Below are 15266 nucleotides of genomic sequence, written 5' to 3'. Positions count from 1 at the left end.
TGTCAGCCCAGTCTTTAACTGGGCTGACAGTGTTTCCAACTAAGACGCTGAACTCTGACCTATTTTTAGGCGCACCAACCAATACACAATACCCAGAGCCAACACAGCGCCCGACAGAGCGACCATCTCTGGCACATTAATACCGTTCAGATCCAGCACGATAAACTTACGAACGGTCGCCATCATGCCAATCAGAAGAACTGAGCGCATACGCGTAAGACTGTGAGCTTGTGCGTCTGGCATCACCAGTATGGAGTGTTTAAATTCAAGCGCTATAAGCACTGTAAAGAACATTCCAAAAAGAGCCTGCAAAACGTCTGGACTTGTCGGATTTAACCCTGTTTGCATGAGCATTCGGATTACAGCCACTACGACGTGGAACAGCCCCACGCATGCCACGACAGAGATGCTGACCGTCAAGATAAGCATTGCCAACTCCTCGAAGTAATCGAAGGCTTTGGCAAAGAACGTAAAGCCCGGTATGTTTTCCACTTAACTCACCTAGAAAATATTTAATTAAGACGCCAGCAACGAGAAGTCGGCACACCACCAACCGGGGCAGGTACCACATAGCAGAGAACCACCTTACCTTTGTAACGCAATGCTAACACAGGGCCAGTTTTTCCGTCATTAACCAACAAGACGCTTCCACCATCGTTCAGCATTGCCGCTACGGATTGCTGTACTGGTGCCAACGTTGTAGGCCACGCGAGAGCATTACCCGGAGTTTTAGCGCCTTCCTCAGGTGGCCATTGAATTTCTTCTGCTTGAGCCGGGAATATCAAGAAGAGTGTAAGCAGGGATATAATAATTTTTTTCATTGTTATGCCCATTTTGATGCTTATTCAGGAACTATTCACTCTGTTTTTGCATTCAATACTAATCTCACTGCGGACGCCAACCGCAGAAACCAGACCCTACACCGCATCTTAGATGCGCCCACGCTTTAGAACGCTACTACGTTGAAGAAAGGCTTGCTTTTAAACACATGTAGCTAAACGGCAAAATCTGCTCCTTCAACCAAAGCACCTTTCCACCACCGCAACACCAAAGGTTGAAGACTATATTTCTTCGACTGAAAACGCTAATGGCGGGCACCACCTTGGACACTAGGGAACAGGCCATCATCACAACACAGAACTAAGCTGCATCTCCTTACCCTTTTTTCATCCCGTATCAGGGCACCCTCAGCATTCGGCCTCAGGCTTTTATTTTTTCCTGATTTGTAGAAAGTTATTCCAATGCGTTACCTCGTCACGGGCGGTGCCGGATTTATCGGGAGCCACGTCGCACTCACCCTTCTTGATGCCGGCCACGATGTTGTCATTCTCGACAATCTAAGCACTGGGCACCGCAAGGCAATTCCAAGCGGCGCTCAGTTCGAGCACATTGATCTTGTAGATTCATCAGCGGTCGACAGACTTGTCGCGCAAGGGCCTTGGGACGCCGTTTTGCACTTTGCGGCTATTTCGCTCGTAGGGGCATCCATGGCCGAGCCCTATCATTATCTGCGCCAAAATACGCTCACATCACTTAATCTCATAGATGCTTGCACAAAGTATGGTGTCAAACGCTTCGTATTTTCTTCGACTGCGGCACTTTTTGGCGGAGTAGATCGTCTTCCACCGATACCGGATAATGCGTTAGTCGATCCAGGCTCCCCGTATGGAGAAAGCAAATTTTTCGTTGAACGTGCACTATTATGGGCAGATCGTATTCACGGAATGAAGCACGCTTGCCTTCGCTATTTCAACGCTGCTGGCTCAGATATCAGCGGACGCTTGGGCGAAGACCACAGGCCCGAAACGCACCTTATTCCGCTGGCCATTGATGCAATGCTTGGGCGCCGCCCTCCCCTGAAACTTTTTGGGCATGATTACCCCACACCGGATGGAACCTGCATCCGAGATTACATTCACGTTGCGGACCTCGCGGATGCCCATATAAGCGTTATTGACCAGATTTGTGATCGCTCCGTGACCTATAATCTGGGCAATGGCAAAGGGTATAGTAACCTTGAAATTATCCAGAGCGTCGAGCGTGTGTCTGGCAGGAGCGTACCTTGGGAGTGGGCAGCGCGTCGTGAGGGGGATCCGAGCGTTCTAACTGCGGATTTTTCGAGAATTCATCAAGAAACGGGATGGCAGCCCAAAATTAACGACATAGACACTATTGTCGGCAGCGCCCTACGTTGGCGTGAAAACCATCCAAACGGTTACAGTGACTAGACACTCAGGCTTACAGGTTATTCGCCCTAAATCAGGCCTCTACCTCATCCTCTCGACAACGCATGCAAAAGCGCTTTCAAAGCTTTCTGGGCCATTTTGCTTCCCCATTCATTAAGCAATTTCTCTGAGCCAGTTCTGCTCTTGACCGCATGCGGGCTTTCACGAATTGGCGGCATAGATGACACTTGATTTTTCAAACTTTCTGACAAAGCCGGAAACGGATCAATCCCAACCAATTGCGTAAGCGTTGCCACGGATGTGATTTTGCACTGGGGCTTATGTGTGTTTGTACAAATATAAACACCCGCTCCAGGCCCGGCAGGGTCATACACTGCCTTCCATATAACGTCTGGCACAGGGATTGAGTGTATACCGACGGTTGCAGCCAGATGGTCCGGATCGTATCCCGGCCCTGTTACAACAAACAATTCCCCTTCCTGCTCGGCCCACCCTCTCACGGCGCTTTCAACACCTTCCCAAGGCCCGCGATTAAGTTCAGCCGTCTGCGGGACAATATTACTCAGAAAAAAGGATTGGTCCTGCGCCTCTGCGCCCGGTTCGTCCCCGCTAGGGGTCATGTGCCCGCGGTCATACCCAACATCACGGTAGTCTTGCAGCGTTGCTCTCATACCTCTTGTAAGGCGTGGATCCTCGCGGGAATCATTAATTCTATTTGTGTTTCGTGCTGCTTCAACATTTTCTGCTGTTAAATCTTCTGCAGACCACAAAGGGCTTTTTGTTCTCGATGAGACCATTGCTGCATACTCTGCGTTGCAAAGAAACGCCTGCTGGCCCCAGTCCCCACTCTGCAAATCCCTTGGCAACTGGCCTTTAAAAAACAATGCTGCGCACTGCTCATCGGCCGTGGCAACCTGCACTGTGCAAAGCAGCACGCCTGACAACAACAGAAAACGCCACATTATTCTAACCACCAATCACACTCAAACAACACTAATGGCGAGTGACTTATAAGCTTTCCCGCATCGCATCAATGCAAAGGCACTAGACCTCGCCTCCCCCCATGCGATGAGAAAAAATCAAATCGCAGTGATTTTGCATTTGCGAATAATTATCATCGCATATAAAGTGATACTCATTCGCAACACCGAAGGATCACAGACAGTTATGATTGTCTGTTCATGCAACGCTCTATCTCACCGTGACGTCGAGGCAGCCATTCAATCCGGGGCCTCGCGACCAGCTGAGATTTATACTGCCCGTAAATGCCGTGCTCAGTGCGGCAACTGCGTGCCGGGCATGATGTGCCTTTTAAAAGAAGCGCTTCAAAACCGTGCAATGATACAGAAAAATGCCTCAACATCATTTGTTGAGCAGCGGGCATAAAAAAAGGGCGGGACTAAGCCCACCCTTCCTTGAGAAGAAAAAAATCTTACTCTTGTTCTGTTGCTGGTGCTGAGTTCTTTTGGATGTAACGCTCAATGCCAACCTGACGGATGAGATCGAACTGACGATCAATAAAGTCTTCATGCTCTTCTTCATTGACGAGAATTTTGAGCATGAGGTCACGTGACACGTAATCACGCACGCTCTCGCAATACTCAATCCCATCACGTAGATCTTCAAGTGCCTTCTTTTCGATCTGAAGGTCGCACTTGAGAATTTCTTCTACGCTTTCACCGATAAGAATCTGGTTAAGACGCTGAACGTTCGGCAGGCCGCCCAAAAACAAGATGCGTTCGATCAACCAATCAGCGTGGTGCATTTCTTCGATTGATTCATCGTATTCTTTTTTCGCCAGATGCGTCACGCCCCAGTGGCGCAATGTACGTGAATGCAAGAAGTATTGGTTGATAGCTGTCAGCTCGTTTGAAAGCTGTGCGTTTAGGAAGTCGATAACTTTTTGGTCTTTAACTGGCATCTGGTTTCTCCTTTTCTGCCCCCCAGCTAACACACGCCCAGAAAATGTAAAAGTATTATTTTTGCGAATACATGAGAATGATTATCAATAGAAAGTAAAATTGAAATTTATTCAGAATATTTCAAAGTTAAATTTGTAGTACTTTTAATATCATCAAGAACAATACTTGAGTGAGCAGTAGAAACTTCGGGCATTGATAGAAGATTCTCATTTAGAAATTGATTGAAAGTCGTCAAATCACACGTTGAGACTTTTAATATTACATCATATCCACCTGTGAGAGTTTGGCATTCTTGCACCTCGTCCATTGCCATAATTGCATCTCTAAAACGCTTCAAACAATCTGCACTATGAGAATGCATTGTAAGCAAGACGTAAGCGCGTACGCCGATTTTTATTTTTGCCACATCCAAAACGGCAGAAATGTTCCGGACATACCCCTCAGAACGCAGTCGCTGCATACGCCTTGAGCATTGTGAGGCCGACAGATTAACTTTTTCACTCATGCCTTGAGGGCCGATATCCCCCCATTGCTGCCAAATATCGAGAATTAAAGTATCAAACCGATCAAGCATCACGCCCTCCATACATCAAACATTCATATTTTCTTAAAAAGACGCATTAACCCCGCAGATAATAGGTCAAAATACGACAAAAAACACGGACATTGCGCTTTAATAGCCGTAATATTGGTATTATTTTTTTGGATCCCCGTGCATGCCTTTTTCAAAACTAACCTCACAACCCAATGACCCTCTTCTGCAATTAATAACTGCCTTTTCGGAAGATCCACGCCCCCACAAGATTGATCTTGGTGTGGGAGTTTTTCGAGATGCTTTAGGTCTTACGCCTGTAATGCGCGCCATTAAGGCGGCAGAGGAACGGTTGCTCGCATCTCAAAAAAGCAAATCTTATTTAGGCCCAGAAGGCGACAAAGGCTTTGTGAAGGCCATTGCAGCTTTATTGTTTGGCTCGTCTTTGCCGGACCGTTTTATTGACGGCATTCAAACCCCCGGCGGAACAGGTGCCCTTCGGCTAGCGGCTGAACTCCTCGTACGAAGCGGGGTAAAGCGCATTTTTCTAGCAAGTCCAACGTGGGCCAACCATAATGCTATTTTTCGTCAAGTGGGCCTGGAGATCATTGCTATCCCCTGCTTCGACATTATCAATCAGAGCTTTAATTTAGCCGGTTTCATAGACACACTGGCTACGGCGTCTTCAGGGGATGCTGTTTTGCTACATGGCTGCTGCCATAACCCACTTGGTATTGACCCCACACCTGATGAATGGGGTATCATTGCCCAACACATCGCAAAACTGAACCTTCTGCCTCTTATCGATATTGCATACCAAGGCCTTGGTAGCGGATGGAGCGAAGACGCCTTTGGACTGCAAACCGTTTTAGCGGCCGCTCCTTTTGGCATTTTAACGTATTCCTGCGACAAAAACTTTGGACTGTACCGCGAACGCACGGGCGCAGTTTACGTCACATCCCCCGATCAAGAGCAGCTTGACTGCATTCTGTCGAACATTCTCTGCTTAGCGCGCACGAACTGGTCCATGCCACCTGATCACGGCGCTGCACTCGTACGCTTGATCCTAGAGGACAAAGAACTGACGCATCTTTGGCGCACTGAACTCGAAGAGATGCGCCGTCGTACCCTCTCCCTCAGAGAAGATTTGGCGCGCTTGGGGCAGGTCGGCCATATTAATCTAGCCCCTCTCACTCAGGGTAAAGGCATGTTTGCAACCCTCCCCCTTTCCCCCAATCAAGTTGAGTGGCTGCGCTCGCAGCATGCAATTTATATGGCGCATTCCGGCCGTATAAACATTGCAGGGTTTCGTGATGGCGATGTTGAGCGCTTTGGCACGGCTCTTAAATCACTCATTGCTGCAGGCGTGGCATGAGCAACAGCATATCGCCCGCTAAATCGCTTAACGCACCTTACGCTTTTCTTGTATTAGCGACATGTTTTTGGGCCAGTAATTACGTTCTGGGGCGCGCTATCCCTGCTTCCCTGACGCCCATTAACCTATCTTTTCTCCGCTTTACCCTCGCGGCATTGCTAGTTGCCCCTTTTGCGCTGCCGAACCTGAAAAAAGACTTCTATGCCATCCGCAAAAGCCTACCGATACTTGTGTTGCTCTCTCTACTGGGGATTGCTGGCAGCAACACATTAGCTTATTTCGCCGTACGCCAGACAACAGCAACCTCAGCCCTTCTTATTCAATCTGCAATGCCCATAAGCATTTTAGGATTTGGTTTTATTCTGTTCGGGGAAAAACCTTCCCTGCGCCAGCTCATTGCTATGGGTTTCGCTGCGGCGGGTGTTTTATGTGTAATTCTTGGCAAGCCCGGCGCAGCTGGCAGCAGCTTGAACATGGGTACGATTTTAGCCGGGCTGGCCATGCTGTCACAATCAGCCTATGCAGCCTTACTGAGATGCAAACCACCATTACACCCGAGTAGTTTTCTTTTCGTTACTTTCGCCTGCGCTAGCTTGCTCTTATTGCCTCTCGAAGCGTTAACAACCACGCATTTACCAAGCCTCAATACAACAAGCCTGTATGCCATATTTTATTTGGCCATTGGGCCTTCCTTGCTTGCTTTTTTGTTGTTCAATTACAGCGTTCAACAAGTTGGCTCCAGTAAAGCTAGCATATTCTTTTATTTGATGCCTGTTTTTGGGACTATCTTTGCCTCGTTTTTTTTGCACGAGCACATAGAAGCTATTGAGTTGGCGGGTTTTTTGCTCGTAGGCCTAGGCTTTGCTCTCTCGCGCTCAAAAAAACAGTAATGCGCAAGAAGGAGAGTTACTGGCTTACTTTGGCCCGTAACCTTCAGGCTGATTTCACGCTGCGCGACACAAACATTGAGAGCACCTCACTCAAGGTACCATCCCCCAGTTCCTCGGTTTTTCAGATGGCTAAACGCGCCCCAAAAGAAAGAACTTGAGTGGAGCAAGAATAACCGCATACTTGGCCCGAAAATTTATACATGACCCTGAAGAGATCGAATGAGCAACACCGCTACACAGCCCGATATTCAACTGTTCCGTGAAGCTATGGCCCGGCTAGCCAGCGCTGTAACCATTATTACAACAGATGGGGAAAACGGCAGATATGGCTTTACGGCTTCAGCTGTCTCTAGCGTGACAGATACACCTCCGACCCTTCTGGTGTGTATTAATCGACAAGCTAAAACGCACCCCAAATTAGTTGAGCACGGAAAATTCGCCGTCAATCTTCTTTCTGAAGGTCATGAAGATCTCTCAAACCGTTTTGCATCCAGCGCTGTTCCAATGGACGAACGTTTTGAAGCAGGCACTTGGCATCGCGGAGAGTATAATCAGCCTATTTTAGATGAAGCACTGGTATCTTTAGAGTGTGAAATATCAGACATGAAAGATATCGGCACACATACGGTAGTATTCGGAAAAATACTATCGATCAAAATACACAGTGAAAATACAAAATCTCTTATTTGGGCAAGCAGAAGATACTTATCTGTATAGCTTTTTTGAAAATTCTAGGGAGATAATCATACTCTCCCTAGAATTGTTTTTTATTAGAGAAGGAACACTTCAATAAAAATAAAACCCTTTTAAAGGGCCATTTTCTTCAATATAGTCTCTTTAATTTTTTATCGTCTTCAACTACCGTACGGACCCTTTAATGTCGCTACCCCCTCAATTACTGAAATATTGTGAAAGTGCTACAGTAGCGATTTCCCTAGCATCCACAGAATATGGTGAACCTTTACTCTATGTAAATCCATCTTTTGAACAATTAACGGGCTATAACGGTACTGAACTCTACGGTAAAAATTGTCGCTTACTCCAAAAAAACTCCCCGAACACAGAAAATAGAAAAAAAATCAGAGATTTTATTAACAATGATGACATAGAGAGCATACGCACTCCCCTAATAAACTTTAAAAAAGATAATACCCCCTTTGTAAATTTATTATTTATGTCAAAGTTGAAAAACTCTATTGGGAAAACAGAATTTTTATTTGCCTCACAATTTAATGTAAGCCACACATACCCCAACATGATTTCTAATTACGAAAATAACCTGGAAAATACTTTAACAAATATTCCCAGTATAATTAGGAATAATAATCTAATTCTTTCTGGCTCTCTCTCTGTCGTCGCCAATGCTGCTGCAACCATTGCACAGGCGAAAATCATGTTGGACCAAATTGATGCTTCCTACATATGAACCCACCGCTCAGACCAGCACCACCAAGTCTTCTCCTTTTGTAGTCGGTGTAGGGTCTTCAGCTGGAGGCATCGAAGCACTTCGCAGCATGTTCACAGCGGCGCAATGCCCCACAAATATGGCTTTTGTCATCGTCCAACATCTAGACCCAGACTATAATAGCCTCCTCGCGCAGCTGCTCGACCGCCACACAGGGTTAACTGTCCTACAATGTGAGGGCGGGGAAAAATTACTCTCCGATCACGTCTACATTATCCCGCCGGGTCACGGTTTGCTTTTAGAGAGGGGTCAGCTCCAACTTACCGATTTTGCACAACCTCGCGGCTTGCGCCGTCCTATAGACGATTTTTTCCGATCCCTCGCCCTTGACCAGAAAAATAATGCTGCGTGCGTTATCCTTTCCGGCACAGGCGCTGACGGCACGGTCGGAGCACAAATCATTAAAGAAAATGGAGGTATTTGTATTGCTCAAGCACCAGATACCGCTCGTTATGACAGTATGCCACTCTCTGCGATTAGTACAGGACTAATGGATTTTCAATTAAACCCCTCTGACATTATCCCACACCTTCAAGATTACATTAAAAGAGTTGAAGAAGCCCCTTTTAACGCCAATATTTCTTTTATACATGAACAAATGGATGAACTCTGCAGAGAACTTCGCCTGGCAGTAGGGCATGATTTTTCAAATTATAAACGTTCGACTTTACTTCGTCGTATAGCCCGCAGAATGCATATTGTTGGCATTGAATCAGAAGCTCAATACTTACAACTCATAAAAAATGACCCGAATGAAAGCCAAGCTTTATTCAAAGACTTCCTTATAAATGTCACAAAATTTTTCCGTGACCCCGACGCTTTCAAGCAACTGCACGAAAAGGTCATTGAGCCATTAGTGCACAAAACTCTTCCCCATGATGAGTTAAGAGTTTGGGTGCCCGGCTGCTCAAGTGGTGAAGAAGCCTACAGCATAGCAATGCTTTTTGCTGAAACCATTCGTATGTCCGGTCTCAACAACCGCATAACCGTTCAGATATTCGCGTCTGACATTGATGAACAAATGCTCTCTGTAGCCCGCGAAGCCACGTACCCTCTTGCCTCGTTGGTCGATATTCCCGAGAGGTTCAAGGAGCGTTACGTCACCCCCCTCTCAGACAAATTCAAAATTACGCCCTACATTAGGAACATGGTCCGGTTTTCGAACCACAACCTCTTACGCGATCCGCCATTTTCGAAAATAGACCTTGTTTCCTGCCGCAACGTCCTCATCTATTTTAATGACGTTCTACAAAAAGCCGTTGTGCCAATCCTGCACTTCGCGACGAAGCCTGATCGCTTCCTATTCCTCGGACCTTCGGACAGCATGGGACGGTTTGAGGGGTATTTTACAACTATCGACGCACAAGCTCGGCTATTTACACGCTCACACGAGCAAAAAAACTACCCTCTTTCGCTCCCTACTTCTGGGCATCAGAAAAATAAAAAAGAAAGAATTTTCCCTGATCATTCAGCGAATGATAAAAAGAACAATAAAAATATTGCCCATCATATTCTTCACAAATATGCGCCACCTAGCGTTGTGATAAATAAAGAAAATGAAATTATTTCGGCTTATGGAAAATTAGGCCGATATTTCAATTTCCCTGTATCAAACATTGATGGCGCAAACATATTCACTTTATCAGGGCCTGACCTTCGTAATGTATTAGGCCCGGTAATTCGTGAAACACGGACGAAATTACGCAAGGTTATTGCCAAAAAAATCGAAATACGCGCTGAATTTGTACTGCACACCGTCGATATCGCCTGCGACCCTATCGACAACGAAACCTTATTGATTGTTTTCCTTGAGGCCGCGGCCCCCTCAACTCGACTAGACGATGATTTCGAAGATTTTGAAAATAATCATGATCACGTCGAGCAGTTAGAGAACGAACTACAGCAAGCCCGCTACAGCCTACGCATGGCGACTGAAGAACTGGAAACTGCGAATGAGGAGCTCAAAAGCTCCAATGAAGAAATGATGTCAATGAACGAGGAGTTGCAGTCTACCAACGAAGAACTCTCTACAGTTAATGATGAACTAAAGATAAAAATAGGTCAATTATCCATTTCAAATACTGACCTTAAAAACTTTTTGGACTCTACAAATCTAGCGGTTATTGTCATTGACGATAAAGCGTGCATTCGTAACTTCACTCACGCCGTCACGCATCTTTTCCCACTTAAAAACCCGGATAAAGGGCGCCCTCTCGCCGATGTGTCCAGTTCCTTCGATATCGGTGACTATTATCTAGATGCAATTAATGTTGCTAAAGGTGGGGCGGTTGTACAAAAGCGTATTGCAACACGCGATCAAAATAGAGTTTTCTCTCTAAAAATACTCCCATACCATAGCGATACAGCCACTATCAGCGGCGCTACGCTCGTATTTACTGATATTACTGACGCATTATCACTTGAACGCCAGCTTTCAGCGGAACGTGACCGCTTGAATCTTGCAATCAAGGCCGCACAAATTGGTATTTGGACCTATTGCCCGTCAATATCCCAAAACACGCTCGATATCGGCAACGGCTCTTTCATTAACCCGCATTCAAGCGTCCCGCATACGGGCGCTTTGATTTTCCCGTCAGACCAAAACCTGCTCATCGAAAAGCTTGATCTCGCGATTAAAGGGGTTGAGAAATTTGATTATAGTTTCCGGGTTATTCTCTCCAATGGTGAAACACGATGGATACGTGGCTACGGACATCTGATTTCACATAAGAACCCCGTTACCCTTATTGGCGTCTCTATTGATGTAACGCCTGAGCACACGCTGGTTGAGACGAGAGAGCTGATGGTTCGGGAAATGAACCATCGTATTAAAAATCTGTTTGCCATTATTGGCAGCATGATCACTATTGCGGCCCAACGTCATGATAATGTCCCTAATTTTGCCAAGAGTATGCGTGAGCGCATCGTAGCGTTAGGGACAGCGCACGCGGCGACGCCCACGTCTCATAATCATGACCAACTCGCCCTGAGGGATTTAATTGTCGCCATTTTGGCCCCGTACAAAGACTTGGCACACCTCTCTATCTCTGGCCCTGCAATTTTAATTCATCAGGACGCACTCTCATCGCTTGCTCTCATTTTCCACGAGTGGTCAACTAACGCGGTCAAATATGGTGCCCTTGATTCCGATGCAAAAGGGACTTTGACTATTGAATGGGGCATGCAGGGCGAGACCCTTTTATTAAAATGGAGCGAAGAAAAACAACGCCAACGCTCATTCTCTCACGAAAAAGGCTTCGGTCGTATTCTAGAGGACATTTCAATCAGGCAGCTCGGCGCAACAAGCGAAACCTACGCAGAGGGTAACCTTTTTTCAAAAACTCTTTCGCTTCCTAAACGCTGTTATAGCCATGAATAAGAGTGTTTTCCTTGTTGAAGATGAGCTGCTGATCTCGCTTGAGATAGAAATGTTGCTTACCGAAATGGGCTTAGAAAGCTATGGCCCATTTCCATCATGCCACGACGCACTTGCGGGCTTGGCAAATATAGGTGCGCATAAAATTGGCTGCGCAATACTGGACGTAAAGCTTACAGACGGTGACGCCCTCCCCTTAGCCCGTATTTTTCACCAACATGGCATTCCAATTATCTTTAGTTCTGGCCATGCGAATAATCATTACCTTGAACAATTTTATCCACCTGGAAAATATATTTCCAAACCGTTTGACCCTTCTCAGATGAAGAAAACAATCGATTCCTCTATCAAAGGGAATTAATATTCAAAAAAAATATTTTTTTTGAAATTATCTTTCTTGCTAATTTTAATTACGTGAATTTGCCAGCCTCATATTTTTGATGAGGCTGGCATTTTATTTTTATTGTTAGAAATATTTACGAATACCCCTCACTTAAATAGTTTTTTATAAATAATTAAATTAACGATAAAATATTAAGTGGTTACGAATCATTAAAACAATGTCTAACATCCATTTACTGTTGTTAATTAATGTAAACCAAATGTTAACAGCAGGTGTTGCGAAAATATTATCCCCCTAATGAGCGAGGTAAAACTTATATGGTTGCGATAAAAAAAAGACCCCTTATTGCGGGCCTAGGCCTTGCAGCATTGTCTGTAATGCCATCTCACGCTCAAAGTTTATCTGGAGCATTGGCAAGCATATTACGGGATACTCAGCACGCACCTGCACCTGGCATCATGCCTTTTAAGTCAATGAAACAAAGAATTCCTCTTGAGCCCGGCTATCCTGCCCCTCTACGCATACAGGGGCTGCCCACGACCCTTATGAAAACTATACCGGAAAATGGACACGCGCCGATGCCCGACAAATTAAAGCGATGTCCAACCCCAACGCAGCAGTTGGAGCAAACTCACTTCCAACCGCCCTCACAATGCCCGCTATCCCGGTCAACTTCCCAGTTATCAGCGATAAGGTTTGGGTTTGGGATACTTGGCCGCTGACAGACGCATCAGGCAACCAGTACAGCTATAACGGCTGGGAAGTCATTTTTTGCCTAACCGCAGATAAAAACGCTGGCTATACGTTTGACGACCGCCATACGCATGCGAAAATTGGCTTTTTCTACCGTCGTGCAAACATTCCGACCGCACTGCGCCCAGCTGCAGGTGGGTGGATTTACGGTGGTGACCTTTTCCCCGCGGGTAGCAGCCAAGCTATTTATTCGGGCCAAGCATACACAGATAATGCTCAATGGTCTGGCTCGAGCCGTATTGAGGGTCTAGGCAGCAACGGGATCATGACATTTTATACTGACATGGCCTTTAACCGTGACAGTTCTGGCGCAAACATTACCCCTCCTCAGGCAATCATCAGCATTGCTAAGGGTAAAATTCACGCTGACGCCACTCATGTTTGGTTCACAGGTTTCGACAAGCATATCCCTCTGCTGCAGCCAGACGGCACATATTACCAAACTGGCGCGCAGAACGAATATTTCTCTTTCCGCGACCCCTACACATTCAAAGACCCCGCAAACCCCGGCAAAACATTCATGGTGTTTGAAGGAAATTCAGCTGGTGTACGCGGTCAAACCCCGTGTGATGCGTCTGATCTAGGCTACCAGACCGGGGACAAATACGCAGAAACAGTGGACGCCGTTAACGGATCTGGGGCGATTTTCCAGCGCGCCAACATTGGCCTTGCGGTAGCTACTAACTCAGACCTGACACAGTGGAAATTTCTACCACCACTCGTCTCTGCGAACTGCGTAAACGATCAAACCGAACGCCCGCAGATGTATATCAAAAATGGTAATTATTATCTTCTAACTATCAGCCACCGTACAACATTTGCTGCTGGCATGGACGGCCCAGACGGTGAATACGGTTTCTACGGCCGTGGCATTCGTAGCGATTGGGTACCGCTAAACAATAGCAGTGGCCTAATGCTCGGCAACCCGACCGACCTGAACACCGCCGCAGGCGCGGATTGGGCACCTAATGCGCAACAAAACCCGAACGCATTCCAGAGCTACTCTCACTACCTGATGCCAAATGGCAAAATTGAATCCTTTATTGATACCGTGCAGACCAAGCGTGGCGGCACATTATCTCCAACCGTCCAAGTTTTCATCAACGGTCCTAACACATCGCTTAACTCTTGGTATGGCTATCAAGGTCTCGGCGGCTACGGTGATATTAGCGCAAATCTTGCAAATATTAACCTCCTTGGCTTGATCCAAGACAGCTCCACAACGGTACTAGGTTCTAATTCTTCTTCCGGATCAGCGTTTGGGTCCAGCGACCCGTTCAGCATTTTCGGCCTTTAAGCACAGACCAACTCCCCTAGCCACACGCTGGGGGAGTTACTTTTTTTTGTATGAGATCCACTCTCTCGCATACTTTTCTAAGATACTTGCCACTTAGACATTTGGTTTGTAATTTTTAAGTTACATAAACGAAAAATATTATTACAAATTTTCAAGCGTTTAATTTTAAGTGCAGGTTAGTTAATGAAAAATATTCTTCTTTTATCAATGATACCACTTTTGGCCTTAACGTCTTGTTCAGCTCCAAATGCCTGCAAAATCGCTACGCTCGGTATTTTAGATGTTTTGAATGATCACGGCTCGCCAATAGTACGCGCAACCGTCAACGGTCACCCTGCTGCGTTCCTAGTGGACACGGGCGCCTTCCAGAGCCTGATTTGGTCTAATCAAATCGAGCCATTTGGCATAACGATGCAACCCCAAACAACATTAGTTCGCGGCGTTGGCGGAGAAACGTTTGCCAACGTCGTTACATTGGATAGCTTAGGACTAGGCACTGGCCACGCCAGAGACATCAACATGCTCTCCGTAGAACATAAGAACAAATATTCTGTTGGGGGTGTGCCTTTCATCGGTATTTTTGGGGCTGATTTTTTACGCAATTATGACCTTAACCTAGACTTGCCTCAAAAACAGATTAGTCTTTTTGCTGTCGAAGGTTGTAACAGCCAAATTCCACCTTGGACAGGAAGCTACACGACTGCACCCTACACAACGCCATTTGATGATTCATCAAAAGTGCAAGTCGTCTTAAAAGTTAATAACCACGATATTAATACTATATTTGATACCGGCGCAGGCCAAAGTCTTTTGTCGGAAGATAGCGTCAAAGACTCAGATGTTACAGAAAGTGAATTAAAAAAAGATAAAATCTCACAATCTTCCGGCATATCAGAAGATAAATTTGATACTTACCTGCACAAGTTTAAGACCTTTTCGTTTGGTGGCCTAGAATTTAAAAATATTCCTCTTCGCGTTGCTGATGTAGACAGCAACCTACTTGGCGCTGATTTCATGCGGCATTACCGTATATGGATCCCCAAATACGGGAAAAATATGTTTATACAAAAAGAAGGAAATACTGGATATATTACAGTAGAGCAGAAATAGTGAAATTAAATTTCGTT

At 45.9% G+C, this 15266-nt stretch carries 14 protein-coding genes and 1 pseudogene; 10 read left to right on the top strand and 5 right to left on the bottom strand.

Going from position 1 to position 15266, the window contains the following annotated elements:
* Nucleotides 1-39: 39 nt before the first annotated feature.
* Both D5366_RS08835 and D5366_RS08830 read right to left on the bottom strand, forming a co-directional pair.
* Complete coding sequence (locus D5366_RS08835) at nt 40-492, bottom strand: phosphate-starvation-inducible PsiE family protein (RefSeq protein ID WP_240775228.1); 453 nt, start codon at nt 490-492, stop codon at nt 40-42.
* Nucleotides 493-512: 20 nt separating this feature from the next.
* A complete protein-coding gene (locus D5366_RS08830; RefSeq protein WP_141493160.1) occupies nt 513-821 on the bottom strand; it encodes a hypothetical protein in 309 nt (102 codons plus the stop codon).
* Between the two features lie 420 nt (nt 822-1241).
* Here D5366_RS08830 and galE point away from each other — a divergent pair, with 420 nt between their 5' ends.
* Nucleotides 1242-2228, top strand: a complete 987-nt coding sequence (gene galE, locus D5366_RS08825; RefSeq protein ID WP_141493159.1) for a UDP-glucose 4-epimerase GalE — start codon at nt 1242-1244, stop codon at nt 2226-2228.
* A gap of 44 nt (nt 2229-2272) precedes the next feature.
* On the opposite strand, the gene D5366_RS08820 is transcribed toward galE, so the two are convergent.
* A complete protein-coding gene (locus tag D5366_RS08820) occupies nt 2273-3148 on the bottom strand; it encodes a DNA/RNA non-specific endonuclease (protein ID WP_141493158.1) in 876 nt (291 codons plus the stop codon).
* Nucleotides 3149-3353: 205 nt separating this feature from the next.
* Here D5366_RS08820 and D5366_RS08815 point away from each other — a divergent pair, with 205 nt between their 5' ends.
* On the top strand, nt 3354-3572 hold the full coding sequence (locus D5366_RS08815; RefSeq protein WP_141493157.1) for a (2Fe-2S)-binding protein: 219 nt from the start codon (nt 3354-3356) through the stop codon (nt 3570-3572).
* 46 nt (nt 3573-3618) lie between these two features.
* Here the strand turns inward: D5366_RS08815 and bfr are convergent, their stop codons facing one another.
* Both bfr and D5366_RS08805 read right to left on the bottom strand, forming a co-directional pair.
* Nucleotides 3619-4107 carry a bacterioferritin gene (bfr, locus tag D5366_RS08810; protein ID WP_141493156.1) on the bottom strand — a complete coding sequence of 163 codons (489 nt, stop codon included), beginning with the start codon at nt 4105-4107 and terminating at the stop codon, nt 3619-3621.
* 107 nt (nt 4108-4214) lie between these two features.
* Nucleotides 4215-4682, bottom strand: a complete 468-nt coding sequence (locus tag D5366_RS08805) for an Lrp/AsnC family transcriptional regulator (RefSeq protein ID WP_170211071.1) — start codon at nt 4680-4682, stop codon at nt 4215-4217.
* 142 nt (nt 4683-4824) lie between these two features.
* On the opposite strand from D5366_RS08805, the gene D5366_RS08800 reads away from it, so the two are divergent.
* The 8 genes and pseudogenes from D5366_RS08800 to D5366_RS08765 all read left to right on the top strand — a co-directional run bounded on the left by D5366_RS08800 (nt 4825) and on the right by D5366_RS08765 (nt 15249).
* Nucleotides 4825-6015: an aromatic amino acid transaminase gene (locus tag D5366_RS08800; protein WP_141493154.1), complete on the top strand. Its 1191-nt coding sequence runs from the start codon at nt 4825-4827 to the stop codon at nt 6013-6015.
* The gene (locus D5366_RS08795; protein WP_141493153.1) at nt 6012-6905 is read left to right on the top strand and encodes a DMT family transporter; all 894 of its coding nucleotides are present in this window, start codon (nt 6012-6014) and stop codon (nt 6903-6905) included. Before D5366_RS08800 ends, D5366_RS08795 begins: the two co-directional genes overlap by 4 nt.
* Nucleotides 6906-7124: 219 nt before the next feature.
* The gene (locus tag D5366_RS08790; protein ID WP_141493152.1) at nt 7125-7622 is read left to right on the top strand and encodes a flavin reductase family protein; all 498 of its coding nucleotides are present in this window, start codon (nt 7125-7127) and stop codon (nt 7620-7622) included.
* Nucleotides 7623-7782: 160 nt separating this feature from the next.
* Nucleotides 7783-8331 carry a PAS domain-containing protein gene (locus tag D5366_RS08785; protein ID WP_141493151.1) on the top strand — a complete coding sequence of 183 codons (549 nt, stop codon included), beginning with the start codon at nt 7783-7785 and terminating at the stop codon, nt 8329-8331.
* The gene (locus D5366_RS08780) at nt 8315-11749 is read left to right on the top strand and encodes a CheR family methyltransferase (protein WP_170211070.1); all 3435 of its coding nucleotides are present in this window, start codon (nt 8315-8317) and stop codon (nt 11747-11749) included. Before D5366_RS08785 ends, D5366_RS08780 begins: the two co-directional genes overlap by 17 nt.
* Nucleotides 11742-12107: a response regulator gene (locus tag D5366_RS08775; RefSeq protein WP_141493149.1), complete on the top strand. Its 366-nt coding sequence runs from the start codon at nt 11742-11744 to the stop codon at nt 12105-12107. Before D5366_RS08780 ends, D5366_RS08775 begins: the two co-directional genes overlap by 8 nt.
* Before the next feature lie 299 nt (nt 12108-12406).
* Nucleotides 12407-14139 (top strand): annotated as a pseudogene (locus D5366_RS08770) (glycoside hydrolase family 68 protein).
* 183 nt (nt 14140-14322) lie between these two features.
* A complete protein-coding gene (locus D5366_RS08765; RefSeq protein WP_141493148.1) occupies nt 14323-15249 on the top strand; it encodes a retroviral-like aspartic protease family protein in 927 nt (308 codons plus the stop codon).
* Nucleotides 15250-15266 lie beyond the last annotated feature (17 nt).

The sequence above is a fragment of the Neokomagataea tanensis genome, assembly GCF_006542335.1.
GTDB classification, from domain to species: Bacteria; Pseudomonadota; Alphaproteobacteria; order Acetobacterales; family Acetobacteraceae; genus Gluconobacter; species Gluconobacter tanensis.
Note: the sequence above shows the minus strand (reverse complement) of the source record. Positions and strands in the feature narration are given on the sequence as shown.

Coding starts and splice junctions, on each gene's coding strand:
- D5366_RS08830 (WP_141493160.1), bottom strand. CDS start 821: ATGAAAAAAATTATTATATCCCTGCTTACACTCTTCTTGATATTCCCG.
- galE (WP_141493159.1), top strand. CDS start 1,242: ATGCGTTACCTCGTCACGGGCGGTGCCGGATTTATCGGGAGCCACGTC.
- D5366_RS08820 (WP_141493158.1), bottom strand. CDS start 3,148: ATGTGGCGTTTTCTGTTGTTGTCAGGCGTGCTGCTTTGCACAGTGCAG.
- D5366_RS08815 (WP_141493157.1), top strand. CDS start 3,354: ATGATTGTCTGTTCATGCAACGCTCTATCTCACCGTGACGTCGAGGCA.
- bfr (WP_141493156.1), bottom strand. CDS start 4,107: ATGCCAGTTAAAGACCAAAAAGTTATCGACTTCCTAAACGCACAGCTT.
- D5366_RS08805 (WP_170211071.1), bottom strand. CDS start 4,682: ATGCTTGATCGGTTTGATACTTTAATTCTCGATATTTGGCAGCAATGG.
- D5366_RS08800 (WP_141493154.1), top strand. CDS start 4,825: ATGCCTTTTTCAAAACTAACCTCACAACCCAATGACCCTCTTCTGCAA.
- D5366_RS08795 (WP_141493153.1), top strand. CDS start 6,012: ATGAGCAACAGCATATCGCCCGCTAAATCGCTTAACGCACCTTACGCT.
- D5366_RS08790 (WP_141493152.1), top strand. CDS start 7,125: ATGAGCAACACCGCTACACAGCCCGATATTCAACTGTTCCGTGAAGCT.
- D5366_RS08785 (WP_141493151.1), top strand. CDS start 7,783: ATGTCGCTACCCCCTCAATTACTGAAATATTGTGAAAGTGCTACAGTA.
- D5366_RS08780 (WP_170211070.1), top strand. CDS start 8,315: ATGCTTCCTACATATGAACCCACCGCTCAGACCAGCACCACCAAGTCT.
- D5366_RS08775 (WP_141493149.1), top strand. CDS start 11,742: ATGAATAAGAGTGTTTTCCTTGTTGAAGATGAGCTGCTGATCTCGCTT.
- D5366_RS08765 (WP_141493148.1), top strand. CDS start 14,323: ATGAAAAATATTCTTCTTTTATCAATGATACCACTTTTGGCCTTAACG.